At 40.1% G+C, this 18,023-nt stretch carries 19 protein-coding genes and 1 pseudogene; 1 reads left to right on the forward strand and 19 read right to left on the reverse strand.

From position 1 onward, the window contains the following. Positions 1-11: 11 nt before the first annotated feature. From NBA72_RS22135 to NBA72_RS22220, 18 genes are all read right to left on the reverse strand, one after another. A complete protein-coding gene (locus NBA72_RS22135) occupies positions 12-413 on the reverse strand; it encodes a hypothetical protein (RefSeq protein WP_001054520.1) in 402 nt (133 codons plus the stop codon). Positions 414-418: 5 nt separating this feature from the next. Then, complete coding sequence (locus NBA72_RS22140) at positions 419-742, reverse strand: hypothetical protein (protein ID WP_001201093.1); 324 nt, start codon at positions 740-742, stop codon at positions 419-421. Between the two features lie 4 nt (positions 743-746). Next, positions 747-2,687 carry an HK97 family phage prohead protease gene (locus tag NBA72_RS22145; protein WP_000031283.1) on the reverse strand — a complete coding sequence of 647 codons (1,941 nt, stop codon included), beginning with the start codon at positions 2,685-2,687 and terminating at the stop codon, positions 747-749. Then, on the reverse strand, positions 2,635-4,167 hold the full coding sequence (locus NBA72_RS22150) for a phage portal protein (RefSeq protein ID WP_000264270.1): 1,533 nt from the start codon (positions 4,165-4,167) through the stop codon (positions 2,635-2,637). The genes NBA72_RS22145 and NBA72_RS22150 overlap by 53 nt, the downstream gene beginning before the upstream one ends. After that, entirely contained in the window at positions 4,167-4,685 is a 519-nt protein-coding gene (locus NBA72_RS22155; protein WP_000124480.1) for a hypothetical protein, read from the reverse strand. Before NBA72_RS22155 ends, NBA72_RS22150 begins: the two co-directional genes overlap by 1 nt. A 12-nt stretch (positions 4,686-4,697) precedes the next feature. Next, entirely contained in the window at positions 4,698-6,689 is a 1,992-nt protein-coding gene (locus tag NBA72_RS22160) for a terminase gpA endonuclease subunit (RefSeq protein WP_001537313.1), read from the reverse strand. Continuing rightward, positions 6,589-7,131, reverse strand: a complete 543-nt coding sequence (locus tag NBA72_RS22165) for a hypothetical protein (RefSeq protein ID WP_001094742.1) — start codon at positions 7,129-7,131, stop codon at positions 6,589-6,591. Before NBA72_RS22165 ends, NBA72_RS22160 begins: the two co-directional genes overlap by 101 nt. Before the next feature lie 637 nt (positions 7,132-7,768). After that, the gene (locus tag NBA72_RS22170) at positions 7,769-8,497 is read right to left on the reverse strand and encodes a methyltransferase (RefSeq protein ID WP_000135033.1); all 729 of its coding nucleotides are present in this window, start codon (positions 8,495-8,497) and stop codon (positions 7,769-7,771) included. A 311-nt stretch (positions 8,498-8,808) separates the two neighbouring features. Then, the gene (locus NBA72_RS22175) at positions 8,809-9,138 is read right to left on the reverse strand and encodes a hypothetical protein (RefSeq protein WP_000722133.1); all 330 of its coding nucleotides are present in this window, start codon (positions 9,136-9,138) and stop codon (positions 8,809-8,811) included. An 18-nt stretch (positions 9,139-9,156) separates the two neighbouring features. Further along, positions 9,157-9,519, reverse strand: coding sequence for a hypothetical protein (locus NBA72_RS22180; protein WP_000719895.1), 363 nt, complete (start codon positions 9,517-9,519; stop codon positions 9,157-9,159). Position 9,520: 1 nt separating this feature from the next. Continuing rightward, a complete protein-coding gene (locus NBA72_RS22185; protein WP_000849683.1) occupies positions 9,521-10,213 on the reverse strand; it encodes a hypothetical protein in 693 nt (230 codons plus the stop codon). Positions 10,214-10,702: 489 nt separating this feature from the next. Beyond that, the gene (locus NBA72_RS22190; protein WP_000643709.1) at positions 10,703-11,281 is read right to left on the reverse strand and encodes a hypothetical protein; all 579 of its coding nucleotides are present in this window, start codon (positions 11,279-11,281) and stop codon (positions 10,703-10,705) included. Positions 11,282-11,347: 66 nt separating this feature from the next. Then, positions 11,348-11,749, reverse strand: a complete 402-nt coding sequence (locus NBA72_RS22195) for a hypothetical protein (RefSeq protein ID WP_001536992.1) — start codon at positions 11,747-11,749, stop codon at positions 11,348-11,350. Between the two features lie 45 nt (positions 11,750-11,794). Continuing rightward, the gene (locus NBA72_RS22200; protein ID WP_000768095.1) at positions 11,795-12,106 is read right to left on the reverse strand and encodes a hypothetical protein; all 312 of its coding nucleotides are present in this window, start codon (positions 12,104-12,106) and stop codon (positions 11,795-11,797) included. 264 nt (positions 12,107-12,370) lie between these two features. After that, on the reverse strand, positions 12,371-12,874 hold the full coding sequence (locus NBA72_RS22205) for a hypothetical protein (RefSeq protein ID WP_001064751.1): 504 nt from the start codon (positions 12,872-12,874) through the stop codon (positions 12,371-12,373). Positions 12,875-13,279: 405 nt separating this feature from the next. Next, a complete protein-coding gene (locus NBA72_RS22210) occupies positions 13,280-13,675 on the reverse strand; it encodes a hypothetical protein (RefSeq protein WP_223152473.1) in 396 nt (131 codons plus the stop codon). Between the two features lie 137 nt (positions 13,676-13,812). Then, a complete protein-coding gene (locus tag NBA72_RS22215; protein ID WP_001537402.1) occupies positions 13,813-13,965 on the reverse strand; it encodes a hypothetical protein in 153 nt (50 codons plus the stop codon). Between the two features lie 438 nt (positions 13,966-14,403). Further along, a complete protein-coding gene (locus NBA72_RS22220; RefSeq protein ID WP_000597961.1) occupies positions 14,404-16,278 on the reverse strand; it encodes a recombinase family protein in 1,875 nt (624 codons plus the stop codon). A gap of 69 nt (positions 16,279-16,347) precedes the next feature. Between NBA72_RS22220 and NBA72_RS22225 the strand changes: the two are divergent. Next, a pseudogene (locus NBA72_RS22225) lies at positions 16,348-16,962 on the forward strand (pyridoxal phosphatase); the annotation flags it as partial. Here the strand turns inward: NBA72_RS22225 and modC are convergent. Continuing rightward, the gene (gene modC, locus NBA72_RS22230; RefSeq protein ID WP_000891710.1) at positions 16,963-18,021 is read right to left on the reverse strand and encodes a molybdenum ABC transporter ATP-binding protein ModC; all 1,059 of its coding nucleotides are present in this window, start codon (positions 18,019-18,021) and stop codon (positions 16,963-16,965) included. Between the last annotated feature and the right edge of the window lie 2 nt (positions 18,022-18,023).

The following is an 18,023-nucleotide window of genomic DNA, read 5'->3' on the forward strand; positions in this document are numbered from 1 at the left end:
AATTTATTTCCTTATCTGGTTTTCTCTATTGCTTCAATATTTATTGTGAAAACAATAGAACTACTTCCTGTAGTTTTATCCGTTACCAATGTACTGTTACCGAAATTAACCCATAGAACGGTTATACCAGCGGCTTTAAAAACTGGTGCATAGTTACTATTAAAGTACGTTACAATCTCGTCGTAGCTTGATAGCGGCTGTTTCTGACCTGTATATGGGCTAACTAGGAATTGCATATCGAATTGCCCCTTTAGGCGGCTATTCCCTGCATAGTTTGCGGATTCTAATTGATAGTCATATGTGACAAGGGAAAATACATCACGTTGACGGCCTGTAGTTAGGCTTGGTGTGACGGGCTGGATATTTTCAAGTACTTCTATCGTTTTTGCCTTGATCTTTTCGGTAAGATTCATTTTTATTACTCCATGCGGAAATAATAATTAATCATCCCGCTTAAATCGTTTTCAATGTTATAAATGGTATAGGTATTTAGTGGGCTTGGTATTACTTCGGCCTGTGCATCGTCAATTACTAATGAAACTTGACTACCTAAAACAATATCTTCTTGTTTCTTTGCAGTGAAATATAATTCTGTACTTTCTATTAGTCCGTCCGATCCATCAATGACAATGGGGCGAGATTCCACGATCCCGCGAAAGCCCGCCCCATTAGAGATTAGAATTATATTTTGACTGAAAGCATTTAAGAAAATATCCTGCTGGATACTATTAAATGCTCTCATAATATTACGCTTTAACTTTTAGTTGAATTACAGATTCTGGATGTTTCTGTACAATATCAAGATAATGATAGTTACGGAATACTGTAGTTAGTGAACTACGGTAAGTAGTGGTATCCACATCTAGAGTACTTCCAATCCAGTTAGCAATAGTAACGAATGAGAAATTACCCATTAGAATAGTATCATCTGCTACGAAAGTGCTAACGATTAGCGGCATTTCTTCACACAACCATTGGCTATCTGAAAAACGCATCCCTTGAGCAAGTGCAACACCAGCTACGTTAGATAGGAATGCAGTTTGACGTAGACGTGCATACATTTGTGGGGAAACAATTGCAACACATTCACGGCTGCGGATATTTGCTTCTAGAAGTTTTTGTAGTGCTGCTTCAATATCTGCATCGGATAGAGTGCCGGAAGCGGCAGTTTCCATTTTAGTAGCAGTTGCTTCTACTTCTGCAATTACTTCTTTTTCTAGGGAGTTAGCAACGTTTTCAAGTAGTGCACGTTGTACCCATGTACCAATATCTGGGCTAGATAGCATTAGAGATTTAGTTACGGGAATTGCACCAGCAAATAGACGTGGCTTTAGAACTACGTTATCAAAATTAGCTACGGTTTCTGCAATTGCTTCACCTTCGTTATAGAATTTAAAGCTAGCTTTATCATCTAGGGAAGTTAGGCGAGGAATGGTAAATTCACGGTTATTCATGCCAGTTAGCACTTCTAGACCTAGACGGCCTAAAATAGATTCTGCTAGTAGTGGGCGAATAAAATCATCTGAATATTCAGTTTGAATTGCACCTGCTGCTGTGACGGTAGTAGTGTTTGCACGTGCTAGTGCGAATTCACCTTCTGCGATTGCATAACCACGTGATCCCATTTCTAGATCATTTAGTGCATTGTGATCGCCTTTTGCAAATTCTACTAGTGCGTCGATAGTACGTTTTTGTTTCATCTTATTATCATCCTTAACGTTAAGATTTTTATTTGATTTTTCTTTTTGTGTTTCAATTCCACGTTTGAAATCTTCTACACTCACATTTGTATTTATTGCTTCGCTCGGATCTACTTCAAATACTTTTGCAATAGATTCAATTTCGCGAATTCTTTCTTTATTTAGTTGTTCGGCTTTTGCGTCTTCAATTGCCTGTAGTTGTTTGCGTACTTCTTCTAGCTCGCTTTCAACTTCAATAGTACGTTGAGCTACTTTTAAAGCGTCCTTTGCTTCCTGTAGCTGGCGTTCTACTTCTAGTTCTACTTCTACTTCTGGTACTACAATTTCTTCTACAGATTCTTCGGCTTTAGTTTCTGTTTCTGCTTCTACGGTTTCTTCTACTGGTTCTAGTACGGCTTCTTGCTCTACTGGTTCCTGTACTTCTTGAATATCCTTTTCATCCATTTTTAAATAATCCTTATAGGCGTTGTTTTCTTCTGTATTTAGTGATCGACCTACGCCTACAGAATCGTCGGCAGGTACAGACACGAAACTAATTTCATATGGCTGTACTCGCGTAACGATTAAGTTATTACCTTCGAAATAGTAATCTAGGATGTTATATCCAAATGAAATCTTAGTTAGTACGGCTTCCTGTACTTGTTTATATTTCTGGTCGGCAAATGTTCCGGTACTGAATCGTACTAATGCACGTCCTACGCGGTCTTCGTCGATACGGGCGTTTTCTACTACACCGATTAACCAATCCATATTATGGTTATATAGAAGTGCACCGCCGTTATTTAGTCGCGATAGATCTACATTGTCGGGAGTAGTTAGAATAATTTCGTTATATAGAGTACCGTCAATATCGCGTACTACTGGTTCTTCACTCATGAATGCAATTTCAACGGTACGTGTACTATCATCAATTGCATTACTGATTTGTGTTACATTAATTTCCCTCGTCTGGGGTTTGATTAGTTTCGGTTTCGCTTCCTTGCTCATCCTGTTTTACTTCCTGTAATTGTGCGTCCTCTTTTTCTTTTGCAATTTGGGCTAATACTACGGCGGGATCTCTACCAGACTCTGCAATAATTTCGGCTTTACTTGCTAATCCTGCATCTAGCATCATTACGGCATACTGTGCATCTTTTAGCGGATCTAAACTAACGGGACGTTGTGTATGATATTGTGCTTCTAGAAGTGCATTAAAATCACTAAACTTTAATCCCATCTCATTACTATTATTTAGTAATTCTTGACGCAACCATAAACGATATAACGGTTTAAGTACTTTTACTTTTAATAGATTTGTACGGGATGCATATGTATTTTGTTGAATCTTGTCACTTAGACGGCTTGCCGAATAACTAGCCGATGAAGTATCGCCCGTTAATGTTTGGCGGGTAATTCCTAGTCCCATAGAAATTAGTGTCATTTGTTGATCTACATACTCACTAATACCGTCAGTAGCGGCCTTTGGGCTGAAATCTTTTAGGCGTTGTCCTGGCTGTAGTTCTACAAGTGCCCCCGGTTCTAAGGCTTCGTTATCGAAATAGTTTGGTGTTCCATCGTCTAGGGAAATATCATCACTTTCGGATGCATCATTTTCGATAAAGCCCATTACCGCCGATCCTACTTTCTTAGTAACTAGACTTGCTTCTAGGAAACTATCTAATTCACTTAGTAATGGTTCGGCACATACTAGATCGGGTATTCCGCGTTCTTGGTTACATTGAAATTCTTGTTGAAAATAATGAAGTATTTCGCTTGCGTCTACGCGTTCGGGGTTTGCATAATCATAGCTATAGGTAATTGGATTATAACGCATGAAATAGTACGCAATAGGTTTACCATCTTTATATTCAATGCCGTTTGAAATATAGTGACCGTCGGCAAATAACATATTGTTATTGGTCGGGCAACGGATACCATTGATTAATTCAATTTTAATATTGCCATTGATATTATGAATACGAATGAAAATTTCACCGCCGATAGCTCGTTCTTTTTCTACAAGGTTTTGGAATGTACTAAAATCTAGTACACCATTAATATCAAAACGGTCGGGATTGTCGCACCAGTCATAGAAACGTGATTCTAGTTCCTGACTGATTCGGATGTTTTCTTGTTCGTCTTCGTATAGATGTACATCGGGACGAACATAGATACCCTGACTACCTACTACGCCGCTAGCGGTTTCGGTAAAGTACTTTTTAGCAATTGGGTTATTAATGCTTAAGTCACGGCTAGCTATTACCATTGACGCTAGACTACGGTTAATTAGTCCGTTTACATCGGCAGTTACGAAACTTGCCCCTAGTCCTAGTGCCGTGTCGATTGCCTGTTTTGTTGTCATTGCCGATCCCAATGATCGTTTGAAAGTAGGATTTTTGATTAGACGTTCTTTTGTACGAATATCACCTTTAATTGTCGGTACTTCCTTTTTGGTTTTTGGTTCGGCTTTTTTATTCTTAAACCACATTAAAATTTATATCCTCTATTGAAACGACTAATAGACTTAATCGGATTATTGGGATTGGTCTTATTAATCTTGGCTAATTCTGCATTGATTCTTTTTACGTATGCCGCACGAATGGCATAGAGTGAGCTTAGAGATTCACTAATCAATGTTTTGTTATTTATAGTAGTTTGTAGAATGCCACCACCAGTTAGACGTGATTCTATTACGGCGTCAATGTCTTTGAGAATTCCCATTAACTGGTTATAGTTATTTGCAATGTTCGTAGGGTCAACGATCTGGAAATGTTCTACCGATTGATTACCGTCTTTGATAATTACGGTTGCCATACCTTCTACCCATGTAGCGGTACTAACTGGATCATATGGATATGCATATGATTCTTTATTTCCATTGGGTAGAATAATTTCAATACTAGATCCTTCGGGGAATGCTGGCATTACGTCCTCACCGATATAAATTGCAGATTTAAAATCTACTGGTCTGGCGTTCTGTGCTTTCGTACTTCTGCTTCTTGCCATTTGTATTTTTCCTTATTTAAATTTATAACTACGTCCACCAGCAATAAAACTAGTACGCCTTCTTTTATTTATTGGTTGTGTAGTTGCTTTAGTATTTATTGGTTGTGGTTGTGTATCTTCGGTATCGATGTTACTAAAATCTATATCGTTGTCGAATTCAGATTGTACTTTACGTAATTGATTGGCGTTATATATTCGTAGTTCCTTAAATGGATGTGCACCCAATCGACTTAGTACCCACTTGACGCTAATTAATGCGTAGTTCAATGTATCTAACATTTCGTTACGGTCATTATTTGATTTGGTTCTTTTTTCCCATACGTAATTACCGCCCCTGAATACTCTACGTTCACTAGTTAACTGAATAAAATAATCGTCCGGTAGATCGCCACTGAAATAAATGTTATTGGCAAAGTTTTCATGCTCGGCACTAACAGATTGTGAAATCAATTTGGCTATATAGTTTTTACCTTCATTGACGTTTAGTAGAATAAATTCTTTACCTGCTGTTTTAGATTTGCGGAATAGTTCGGTGTGTGGTTGTCCACTACCTTTAACTGCCGTTAATATCTTCTCGCCATTCTGTCGATATTGACCGCATACGCGATATACCGTAGAAGTTGCGTTACCGTTACCACTATCGATAAATGCAGCAAAGCGGCGTAGGGGTTTGCCGTTCATTGTCTTGAATGGGTACTTAAGGAATTGTACTAACTCTTTATATGCAGGTGATTCTACTTTCGTCGTATCGATTGCCGAAAAGGTTCTATGATCTAGTACATATATCTTTTTCTCATTGTCCGTAATACCGATTGTAGTACATTCCAATCTATCTAATTGTTGGTCAATTCCCACAAATAACCCTAAACAATCGTCCGGTATTTTTTTAATATTGATTGAATAGTCGCGTTGGTTTTCTAATAGTGTTAGATCAATTTGTTTATTGTGTTCATCTTCATATGGTAGTCCTAGACTAAGGTTATAGAATGATCGTAGGTCAAAGTTATAATGTGCGTCGGCAAAGTCTTGTACTATTTTCTTAATCGTAGTTAGTGGTGAATAAAGGCGGCTAATCTGAAATCCTACCACGTCCGTAATTTCTGGTCGGTCTGCTTTCCAATATCCCTTTGTTACGGCTCGGTTTCGTTCTACGTCTGTTATTGCGTGGTTGCAGTGTGGACAATGTAACTTTGCCGTTTCGGGGTCGGCTCGCTTGCGTCGTCCGTTATCGACAATTACCCAATCGAATTTTACATTCTTCCATTCTAGGGTGTGGTACTCGCCACAATGGGGACACGGTACATAGAAATGACGTTGATCACTTTTATTAAATTCAACCATTACGGGATCGTCGGGCGTGACGGGCGTACTACTCATCATTATTAGACTGTCGGCAAATGTAGTTGCACGTTGTTCTACCAATGCAATCGGGTCGCCCTCGTCGGTTTCTGTGGCTCCTGATATTTCATCTAAGAATAAGTACTTTGCCGTTACACTACGTAGCTGTGAAGGTGCACCCAATGACGCATAGTAGATCATCGTCCCGTCGCGGCATTCTGTTTGATACTGGTCGTTTGTACTAGTCTTATCGGTTTTCTTTGTTACTAGTTCCTGTAGTGTAGGACTTGCTTTAATTCCTTGTTCGAAATTACCTGTTTTAAATTTCTTTAGCATTTGTCCCGTAATTGATGCATGTAGCATATTGGCGGGATTATTTGCCATTAGATAATAGCTGGCGTTTACTAATGTAGAAGTCTTAAGTAATTGTGCACTTGATACTAAAACAACTTTTCGTACTTTTGGATTTATAATAGTGTCTAGTGGTTCTTTCTGAAATTCAAATAAGGTAGTACGATTACCACGTAAGGGGCCGGAAATAAAGTAGGTGTTTTCTTCTACCCATTTACTCGGCTTTATTTTTCTTGGTGGCTTTAGTGCTTCGTTTCCTGCTCGTAGTATCTTCTGTAGTTTGTTCTGTAGGTGTAGGTGTAAATCCTTCTTCATATTTCATCGTTCCTAATTCTAATAGTACCTCATCGATTTTTGTACTTAATAAGTTTTTCATTGCTAACGGATCATCGGCAATTTCGGCAAGTTGCAAATATACATTCAGGGGAATATTTCTAATTGCTGTTTTAAGCTGTAAGCAATATTTTGCTAGTTCGCCGGCAACGTCATTTACTAGTACCATTTCGCCACTAGCTTTCATTGTGTCTATTTCTTGTTGGTCGGCTCTTGCACGTGTTAGGCGTATTTCTTCCTGCATCTTTTCGGCCTTTAATGCGGGGTCGCCTTTTCTCATGGGATTAATTTTATTTGTTACAATCCAGTTATTGATCTGATTCTCAGGCCATGTAAGATCTAATCCCTCGTCTTGCCAGCGGCTAATCTGCGATAGTTCATAGCCGTAGCGGTCTTGGATTGTTTTAAGACTTAATGTATTCATTTTTTATTCACTCTTTATTCATTTCGCGTTGATTGATAAAAACTATCGCGATGTTCGTTTGTGAGCGTTTATGCTCGAATTTGATTATTTAACTTTCAAAAACTTTCGTATTAAAGTTACAACGGGCGGCGGAAACTCTCGATTTTCCTAAATCACGAGGGAGAACCTATATATTTTGATTTGTCAATATCTATTTTGAACATTTCGTGCCATATGTGATAGTTTTTACCTATCAGTACAGAATTGTGCATTCATGATTAAAATGAATTGTTATGCATATGTCATAGGGTAAACGTTGCCCGTATATCGTCCCGTTGTCGGTCATTTCAATGGCGAGTGATTGCAATTGCTGGATGTGTGTTTGTTCCGTTCCTCGGTATCGTTCCATTGCGTAGGTTTTATTACCGATCTGTACTGAATTATTGTGATAGTTAAATGTAATGTATTTATGTCGTAGTATTAGATAGTCATTACCTATGTGTACGTGTACGTAATAGGGACTACCCAATACTAGATGAATATCTAATATGTTATTTAGATCGTGGCGGGTATATTCATATCCTGATTTGTTGCCGTCCGTGTCAATTGTAGTAGTTCCATTGCTGAAATGAATATATGTTTGCATGATGTTATTTCCCTATAAATTAGTACCGTCATAATCCACTATCACGGATTCACATATAACGGTCGTACCGTTCCATTGATCCTTGTATATGCTCGTGTCTATTCCTACACCTCCGTGTAGTACAAGCCCCGTTTCCCTTTCAAATCGTCCGTACTTAGTAGACTGTATCGAACGGTCATAGAAGGTATGACCTGAATACTTAAAGCCTGCACTTGACTGTGGGACTATCCACGCCCCGTATGATGCATAGTCTTTTGCCCTGTCGATGATCTTGTATTCGAATTCAGATCCTCTATAACGGCCTGTAACGCTCTGTGACGTCTTTATATTACCAAATGGTGGGTTTCCATAGGCTACATCATAAAAACGCGTAGGAGTGTATTCTAGGGCGTCTCCTGTGATCCATTCGGCTTGTGGTAGGATACGTTTACCGATTTGAACGTATTCGGGATTTATTTCTATGCAAGTAATATGTTTGGGTTTATTTCGGCGGTACTGATAGTAGCTTAGAATACCGATACCTGCACATAGTTCTATGCATTGTCCAGTACAGCCAGCATCTAATACAAAATCACACGCTAACCCATCGGGCGTAAAAAATGCACCCGTTGCACCAATGCCATCGCCTCTATAATTTTTGAATATGAATTCTTTATCATCGAATGTTAGTTCACGGTCGGAATGAATTAGATCCATTACCTTATTATGATTTGCCGATTCTTTTTTAGTTACTCTTGCCATAAATTACCCTCAGTTATGAAAGTATTTAGGCATAAAAAAAGCCAGCGGTTAGGCTGGCTTTATGTTAGCGGTATTTGTTCAACTCATTATCTAAGTCTATAAATTCCTGTGGTAGTGGTGCATCTACCGGAAGTCGGTCTAGTTCCAATTCCTTACAGGTTACGATTACTATTAGGTCTTTGTCCTGATAGACTAAGCAATCATTTTCTTTATGGTATTTAAATTCCTTTCCTTTGTAGATGAAAGTGAATCCTTGTTCATGTGATTGTACTTGGCCTATTTCTTTGAATATATTTTTAATGTATATTTCCTTATTTGCAGGTTACTTTTAATGTTGATTTAGTGGCGTAGTATTCGATGGAATAGGTTTTAGTACCGTTATCATCTATACGCCATTCGGCCTCATTGGTGATGCGTTTCATATTGCCGTTATATCTATTGGTAGATTCAAGTACTGGCGATGCACCGATAAAAGTACTTCCCTGTCTTAATTCAAAACGGTTTTTATAGTCCAGTACATCTACCTGAAATTCTTTATCTACGGGTTTACCGTCTCTATACACCTGTGCATTGCAGTTATCATAGCGATCGGCATAGCTATAGGACGATATTAATAATAGTGCGAGTAATATTTTTTTCATTATTACGCTGTCCTCGTATTAGATGTTATCGGGAATTGAAATAGTAGACGCTGGCACATCTAACCCAATCATATTGGGGCGTTGTGGTGCTGTGGTGGCGTTCGTGTGGCTACCGTGGGCTTTGTGTTCATTGAATGAGTGAACATTAGCTAGGCGGTATCCGTCGATGATACAGCCACCAGTGCTAGGACGATCTTCACCCAATAGTACGGGTGGACAATCACTAGCGAACTGTGGACGGTACTGATCATTACCAATCGGGAACATAACTAGGGTACGCCCGTTTATATCTCCTACTACTGCATCGTCCATGAATGCGTAATGATTATTGCTACAGCCAGTAATTAGTACAGCAATACCCATTGCAATGATCTTTTTCATTTTACACCTTCTTATAGTTATCCATTACTACGGTTTTAAATTCGCTCGTAGTTGCGTTTGGGTTTTTCTTTTTATATTGTTCGTAAAATTTCATTGCCTTTGCATTCAGGCGACCGCGTTCATTGATATGAAATTCTACCTTTTCATATTTAGCATTGATCGGATGTGTATCACGATATTCGGTACTGTATGCCATAAGTAATTCTGTCGGGTCGGCAAGTTCTGGATTCTTTGCGACCAATGCCATGTATGCCGGATCTTTCTGTAGTGTCGGCGGTAGTACATTATTCACGATGGTATATGTACGGCGTTCGTCTGCTGCATTGTCGTAGATCTCCACCCTGTAGACTCGGTTGTTATTGGTCGTAGTCTTTTGTTTGGTCTTTGCCTTTGTCCGTGGTTCTTCGGTAGCACTAGTAGTACCGCCTGTAACGGCCTGTAGTAGCTCCTGTACGCTTGCAAAAGATCCCGTCCCTACCACACCTTCTAAGAGTTTCATTGCTTCTTGTCGCTTCTGGCCGCGTATCTCGTTGACCATTGGAATGACGTCTGCAAGGCGATCTATCAGCGTCTGTAGTTCGTTCGTGTCCATGTTCGCCAGCTCATTACGGCGGTCGCCGTCCGCCTGTAACATTGCGGGGGTATAGTCATCATTCAGTACAGTAGCGATAAACTTAGTAGTAATGGTTTTCATTCTTTAGTCTCCATGTGATTTAAGAATGCAATGTATCAATGTATTGGGGTATTAGCTACCCCGTAACATGTTTTTCAGTACCTCATAATTTAATGAAAGTAGTGTTTGATTAGTTTCTATTAGTTTATATAGATTTTCCTCTTTAATGGATTTGACTAGATTAATAGTATCTCCAATAATACTATCACCAAATAGTATTAGTACATCTTCGGTAGAAAGGGAACGTATAACAGTAATTACTATTTCGTTTAGTTCCCTTACTTCTTGCCGTACTTTTTCCATAGCTGGATCAGAAAACATTATGGATGTTAACCTTCTTACGTGTTAGTAGTGCAAGTAATGCCTCGTTAAATGATGCGTAGAATTGCTTACCATCGGTATATGGTTTATTGCGGTGGCGTTCCTGTTTACTCATTGAAACGCTACCTACCTTTTTATCGTGATCGTCGTACACTTCGGTAATTAGACCACCAGCAATTATATTGAGTCTCATTTTTTAGCATTAATTTCGTAGCTATGTTCTTTGGCTACGTACTCAATCATTACCCTAAGCATTTTGCAGTTTTGATAATATGCGGGTAATTCTTCCTTAACACTCGGTGCAAGGCTGATATTTTGTTTCCAACTAAATGATCCGTCCTGACATGCATAGAGTACAAATAAAGGCTGAATATAACCTTTCATGCCAAATACAACTACGTGCATTCCATCTACCATCGATTCTTCGATAGTAATGTTACGGCGTTCGGCATAACCATAGGTCGCGGCATCTACGGCATTTTGCAGGGGGATATATTCTTGTAAAGTCATTTTATATTGTTCCTCTAATGTACGTGCATAGCTTTTGAAAACATCTAACAATGTACCTTTACCACCCAATACGCGGGGCAAGTCTTGTACTTGATAGCCATCGTCTAACGCCCCCTCGCATGTACTGATACATTGTTCAATATTCTGTACCAGTGCGTGGCGTTGGTAGGCGGGAAGCGGTGACGCGATCACTTCCCTAACGATGGTAGAAATATTCGATTGTGCTAAAACAGAATAAACTACATCGATTGCTTTCATTAATATTGTCCAGTTAGTACGAAAATAATCATTAATAGTACGAATAAAACACGCTCGGCAGTGATTTTAAATGTAATGATCATGATCACCTGCCAATTCATTAATTACGAAATCGGATAATGCTTCTTGTTCGGCGTGGCTGGCGATGCGTCCCAATATGAAACGAATGTATACGCGAATAAGTGCATTACGTTGTTTACCTGCATAGCAAGGGTGAGTACGTAAATCACGTTCTACATGATTATCGGTAGTACCGATTTTCATGATCCCGTTGTTATAGTCTACGGATACCTGTAAACCCGATTCAAATGCAAAGAATGCGTAGTTTGGATTATCCATTGCATAGGTACTAATTTGTGCCGTAGTACCGTTGTCGTGGGTCTGTACTTCTACGTTGGCATAAAAACCCATTGAGGATTCATTTAAATCCTTTACGTAGTTAGCAGTGAAGCTTTTGTACTTCTTCATGTTTGTCACTCCGTGTTGTTGCTGGAGTTTCAATAGTAGTAGCTACTATATTGGCTTGCAACTACTATTTTCTATAAAAATCATTTCTTGTTGAATAGTAATGATTTTTTCTACGTCATATAGTACCGATTGTTGGAACAATTCGGCCTCACTCATACCTACGAATGTAGGTAAATGGCGGCTTCGGCCTTCTTCTATGTACTCCTGGCTAAACACTTTGCTGTACATATGGTAGACGATCCTTAGATCGTCCTGTCCGTAGTATATTAGTACCTGTGGGTATACGGTGATGGTTTCGCCGCTTTCGTACTTGCGTATCTTGTGCGTGATCCTGTCGTCTTCTTCTTTAAGTTTCATTGTCTAGTCCTCTGTAGTATGCCTTTGTTGCTCTAAGCCCATAGCGGCGGTTTAGATGCGTATAGGCGGGTGTCTGGGCGTGTTCTTTGCGGTAGGTGCTTATGTACTGGCATATGCATTCCTGTAGTTCCTCACCTACGGGGGGTGTATCGGTCAATGGGGTTTGTACTGGCTTTGAGTACATCCCATTCTTATCTGCACCAAATTTACGGTAGTTATTGGTTATGTTTCCTTTGTGCCAATTCTTTTTCATTTGTATTACTCCTATAGTTTAAATGATTCAGTACGACCACCACGAATTTTCATCATCACATCATCGACAGATTTATTTCCCGTAGATTTAAATTCGGGCATAGTATTTGCTATTTCACTTACTGGCGTATTGCATTGTTTTTGTATAATCTTGTTATTGTAGTAAGTTTGTTGGATTGGTGAATAGTCTATTGTGCGTTTCATTATTTCATATACATTACCGATCATTGTCATGATGTTCTCTAATTGTGTTAGTTCTAAAAGTGATTGGTTTTGTTGATTATGAAATTTAGTTCCCAATTCTGGCGGTATAGTTGGTAAAGTATTCATTATGGATTCATATAAACCATATGCTTTATCAAAAGTCATACTGTCACTTACTACCATCAATGTTATTGTACTGGTTGCATTGCTTTGGTACTCGAAAAGTTGTTCTACTGGATCATTATGTAGTCCTACTTTTAAAAGTGTGTTACTTCCTTCTACTGCCATAATGTAAAGTTGTTGGTTATTCATTTCTTTATTTCCTCATATTAAGCCCTCGGCGGGCGGATCGGCTCGGCTCGGTGGCGGCGGTGACTTCGGGGCATAACTCAAAAATACTTTGTCCTAAGTCACTTCTGTACTTAATTAAAGGGGAGTAACGGGGATCGGGTTTGGTATCGCTTGCGATTGCCAAAACGGGCAAGTTTCGCTCTTATTAATTATATATTTTCAATGGCTAACGCTTGCGGTAGACATTCAGAATATGAAATAAATCTGCTTCGCTAAAGAAAAAACTTTGTTATTCCATTAAAACTCAAAATAATATTAATATAGTTGGAAAAACCCCAAAAACACCCCTGTAAGCCGCATTCTACCGTTGATTTTTCCAATAGTTTTTCCATTTTTTAAAAATCCACTTAAAACTGTTGGAAAAACTCATAAGCTATTAATATATGCCTTGATACGCATTAGGCTCGTACCGTCATGTAGCATCTGTTTTAGTTTGTTCGTTTCGTCGCTCGTTAGGTTACGTGCATCACCATTGAGAGTGTACTTAATCATTACTCCGTGGTTGTATGCTTCCAGTAGTTCGACGGCTGCACGATGGGCTATATTGCGGTAATTGTAGATGGATGATTTAGCCAACTTCTTTTCACCCTTAAATTGTTTTTCAAAGTTTAAGAATGATTCTACTTCACTGGTAGAGAGACTTTCTATTTTACATACCATCTTGAATATTACTTTCTTACTTACTTTGTTTCTACTACTTGAAAGTACCGAATCTATTGCATCACTAATGATCTTCTGTCCTTCGTTGGTCAATTGGTTCAAGTACGAATAACCTTTCATGATCTGTACTAACTCGCTATTGTCGTAAATCTTACGGGGTCTACTCACTATAAATACTCCTATACATTATAATATTCTCCTGTGGGTTAACTGTTTCGGCAGTTACCCACTTTTTTTTGTTAATTGCTTTTTAAGGCTGCTTCTTTATTGATAAGGTACTGTACGGCGGCGGCGATAGATTTATGTTCACCACTATCTACCATTCTTTGTAAAGTATCTTCTTGTGTTTTGGTAATGCGTACTGTTATTTGTTTTGCTTTAGTGTCTTTCATGAATACTCCTTTGACATTCATTTTTATGTTTTTTACGTGCAAAAAAACCGCCCCTTGCGAGGCGTGTTTAACTACGTCTGATTTATTATATTTATTTCCCATATCTATAATAGCTCATGAATCGCATTTTGTCCCAACTTTCTACGATTATTTATCAAAATCCGTAAAAAACCGTCCCAAATAAGCCAAATCATGAATAAAATAAACAAGTACTTAATGAATCCAGTTACCATAATGGTAAATCCGATTAAAAGTACAAGTATTGTAATTAGCCATTCCATATAAGTATTTTCCTACTATTTTAATCTATTTAGGGAAAACAAAAAAATGGGGCATATATGCCCCTTATCACCAATTGGAATAGTTTATTATTGCGGTGATCAAAAATAAAGATCTTCGTAATTATTCCCGAATTACCGTTTTTTTTGTAAATTTTCTTTACATAACCTTACCTTCGAAAATTCCAATATTTTTACTTTCTGCGGCTTCTATTAATGCAGGTGTAATTACTTCTCCATTACTTACATAACCCTTATTCCCTTCATGAAGTTCATAAGTTTCTATTACGCCTTTCTTCTTATCTACTTTAAGTCCATGCTGTAGAACTGTACCTGTATTGTACTGAATGGTAATAAAGTAGATATTCTTTTCAGTACAATTAAAGGTAATGCGTTTAATGATCTTCTGTAGTTCTAGTTCTACCATGTTACGTAATTCATACTCTGCTACATCGAATACGGATTCATTCAGGCTCGTTAGTTCCTCGGCGTTTACGGTAACGCCCGATATGGCTCTAATCTTCTTCTGTAACGCCTCTAAATCGTCTTGTGCATCGACTAATGATGTAACCAGTACAGGACTAGTATTTTTTCCTGCGGCCTTCCTAGCGGCTATAGCGTCTTCATACGTGGCTATATCGCGTAGTAGTTCTACTTCTCGTGTTTTGAGTAATTCTAGTTCACTGTTATTAGTACCCTTGAACATGGTATCAAAATTCAATCCCTTGACGTGTTCTATAATCGCCCTTTCGATTACGGGGTAGTTTAATGCTTTAACGTCGCAGTGTGCATCGCGTTCATTGAGGCAACGCAAATACGAATAGGTATCTACTTTGCCGTTCTTACGTTTCGACCGCACAATGTTATTGAACATTGCACCACCACATTTATAGCAACGGCATAATGACGAAAGAATGAATTGCTTAACTAATTCACCGTCTTCATTTTGCGTAACAGTACCGCCCGTTGTTTGTCCCTTTCCGGTCTTGGTATCTACTTTACGATTTGATTCCAATAATTTTTGAATTAGTTCGAAATCATCGATACTAATGATCTGTGGATATATAGATTCAAAGTACTTTTCACCTTCGCTTTTAGTACGTAATTCTAGTGGCTTCCCGTCGCTATCAAACTCCTGAATAAGTTTGCGTTTCTGAATCTCTACTAATCCAGTTACCGATTTATTTTGTAGTAGTTTGTGTACTGCGGGTGCGTTCCATTCCTTCATGAATTGGAATTCTGCATTCATTTTCTTTGCAATATCTTCGACACTAAAACCAGATTTATAAAATGCCTTAATAGTTTTAATGGCACGTGGTGCATCGATGATACCCGATGTATTAAGTCCATCGACAATATGTTGTACTGCGGTTTTAGTCCACATATACGGAAAGTAATGTTTCAATTCATTTAGTTTCTTTGCAATTAATCCACATGATAAACCTTGTTTGTACATTGCAAACGCTTCTACTACTGCAATAGAACTATTATTAAGACGGTACTCATTATCCCTTACATCGATCCAATATGGTGTACGTGCGGTAATAGCAGTACCGTTATCTAATGCCATCCGGCGGCGACGTTGCCAACCTTTACTAATACGATCACTTTTCTGTTTAGATTCACTATGTGCAAGATTCATCATCATAGATAACATAGGCAAGTTATCGCCATTGATGAATGTATTAAATTTTACTATATGTACTTTAATACCGCCCTTATTAACTAATACGGTAAAATCTTCCATTGCCAGCATAGGATCACGGCGGCTAAAACGGTCAATCGCTTCTAATACTAAATGACTACCCCAATACATACCCGTAATCGCATCTTTGTACCATTTACCTAATTCACCATCACGCATATTACTACCGTCATAGCCAGATATGCCGCGATCTACCATTGCCACTATTTCGTACTGGTCTAATCCGTTACGGGTGACGTACTCGCGAACGTCCGTTTCTTGACGGTCTAACCCGCCCCCACTTAACTGTTCTTGGCTAGAAACACGGCTATATATGAAGGTTTTTATCATGATAACGACACCCCGATAACGGTATAATCTCAACTCGGATTAGGGTGCCATTTTTTTGTATTTTGATCAACTCATTTGTATGATTATCAAGCTAAAACTGTCCTGGATGCCGATCCTATGCCCGTGGATAAGGCGTTGCAGTTGATTGATTTACTGGATGAGCATCAGATTCACGGCCTGATGTATGTTGATGACGCTATGCTTTACGAACACCCAACCGGTCACGTCGTGCGTACCTCCCGGTGGGCGCAGACCTTGCCGCCGGAGCAACGTCCGACCTTTACACAGGTCTCTTCGTTGGCGCAGGCGGCGCGCGACGTGAATGCCGTGTGGAAGTTTGCGCTTACCGATGAAGATATTCCCAGACTACAGCGGTTCGGTCAGCATGTTGAACAGGCGCTTGGCCTGGAGTGCGAATGGTCATGGCACGATCAGGTGGATATCGCGCGCAAAGGCAACAGTAAAGGCAAGCGCCTTACCCAGTGGATAGAAGCGCAGGGAGGGTCAATGAAAAATGTGATCGCTTTCGGCGATAACTACAACGACATCAGTATGCTGGAGGCGGCAGGCACCGGCGTTGCGATGGGCAACGCCGATGAGGCGGTGAAAGCGCGCGCTGACGTTGTGATCGGCGATAACACTACCGATAGCATCGCCAAATTTATTTACACCCACCTGCTATAGTCAGGCGGTGATAGAAACGCTTTTCACCTGCGCGTAAAGCCACAGGCCAGGCTTGATATTCAGCTCATCCCTGGCCCACGGGCTTATTCGCGCCCACAGCGTTCTGCCGCCTATTTCAAGCTGGACTTCCACCTGCCCGTTATCGTCATAACAATTCGCCACTTTTGCCCGTAATACGTTGCGGATACTGGTCTGCTGCGGCGGCTGTAGTACCAGCGAGACATCCGACGCCTGTATACGAATACGCAGTGTGGATTGCAGCGGCTGATTGAGTTTATTTACCCACAGGTGCTGGTCGCCAAGCGCCAGAGCGGTCATGGCATAATGCGGGTGATGCTCCAGCACGCTGACTTTCAGAATACTGCTCTGTTGCTCTTTCGGCAGCCACGGGTGCATAACGCTGCTTCCCCAGACCTCCTCCAGCGGGCCAAACGCTTTAACCTGTCCATCCTCCAGCACCATGACTTTATCCGCCAGGTGGAGAATTTCATCGAGAGAATGGCTGACATACAGCATGGGAATATTGATTTCTCGCGCCAGCCGTTGCAGGTACGGCAGTAATTCGCGTTTACGCGGGATATCCAGCGAGGCCAACGGTTCGTCCAACAGCAGCAACTCCGGGGCGGTGAGCAATGCCCGGCCTATCGCTACGCGCTGTTTTTCTCCGCCGGACAGGCTCCCCGGCAGGCGATCAAGCAACGCTTCAATTCCCAGCAGCGACACCAGCTTATCAAACTGACCGGTCATGCTTTTCGCCATGCCGTAGCGCAAATTGCCGCGTACTTTGTAATGGGGGAACAGGCGCGCATCCTGGAAAACATAACCGATGCGGCGCTTTTCCGGCGTTAAACAGATACCGTTTTCCGCGTCATGCAACACCCGGCCATTCAGCGCGATGCGTCCTTTTTGCGGGCGAGTCAAACCGCTGATGGCATTAATCAGCGAGGTTTTTCCCGCGCCGGAGACGCCAAAGATAGCCGTGATCCCACTGGCTGGCAGCGTTTCGTTGAGGGTTAAACAGTGCGTTCCCAGCGTCTGGGAAAAATTAAGCTCCAGCATGG

The organism is Salmonella sp. NW1250 (genome assembly GCF_051812965.1).
Taxonomy (GTDB): domain Bacteria; phylum Pseudomonadota; class Gammaproteobacteria; order Enterobacterales; family Enterobacteriaceae; genus Salmonella; species Salmonella enterica.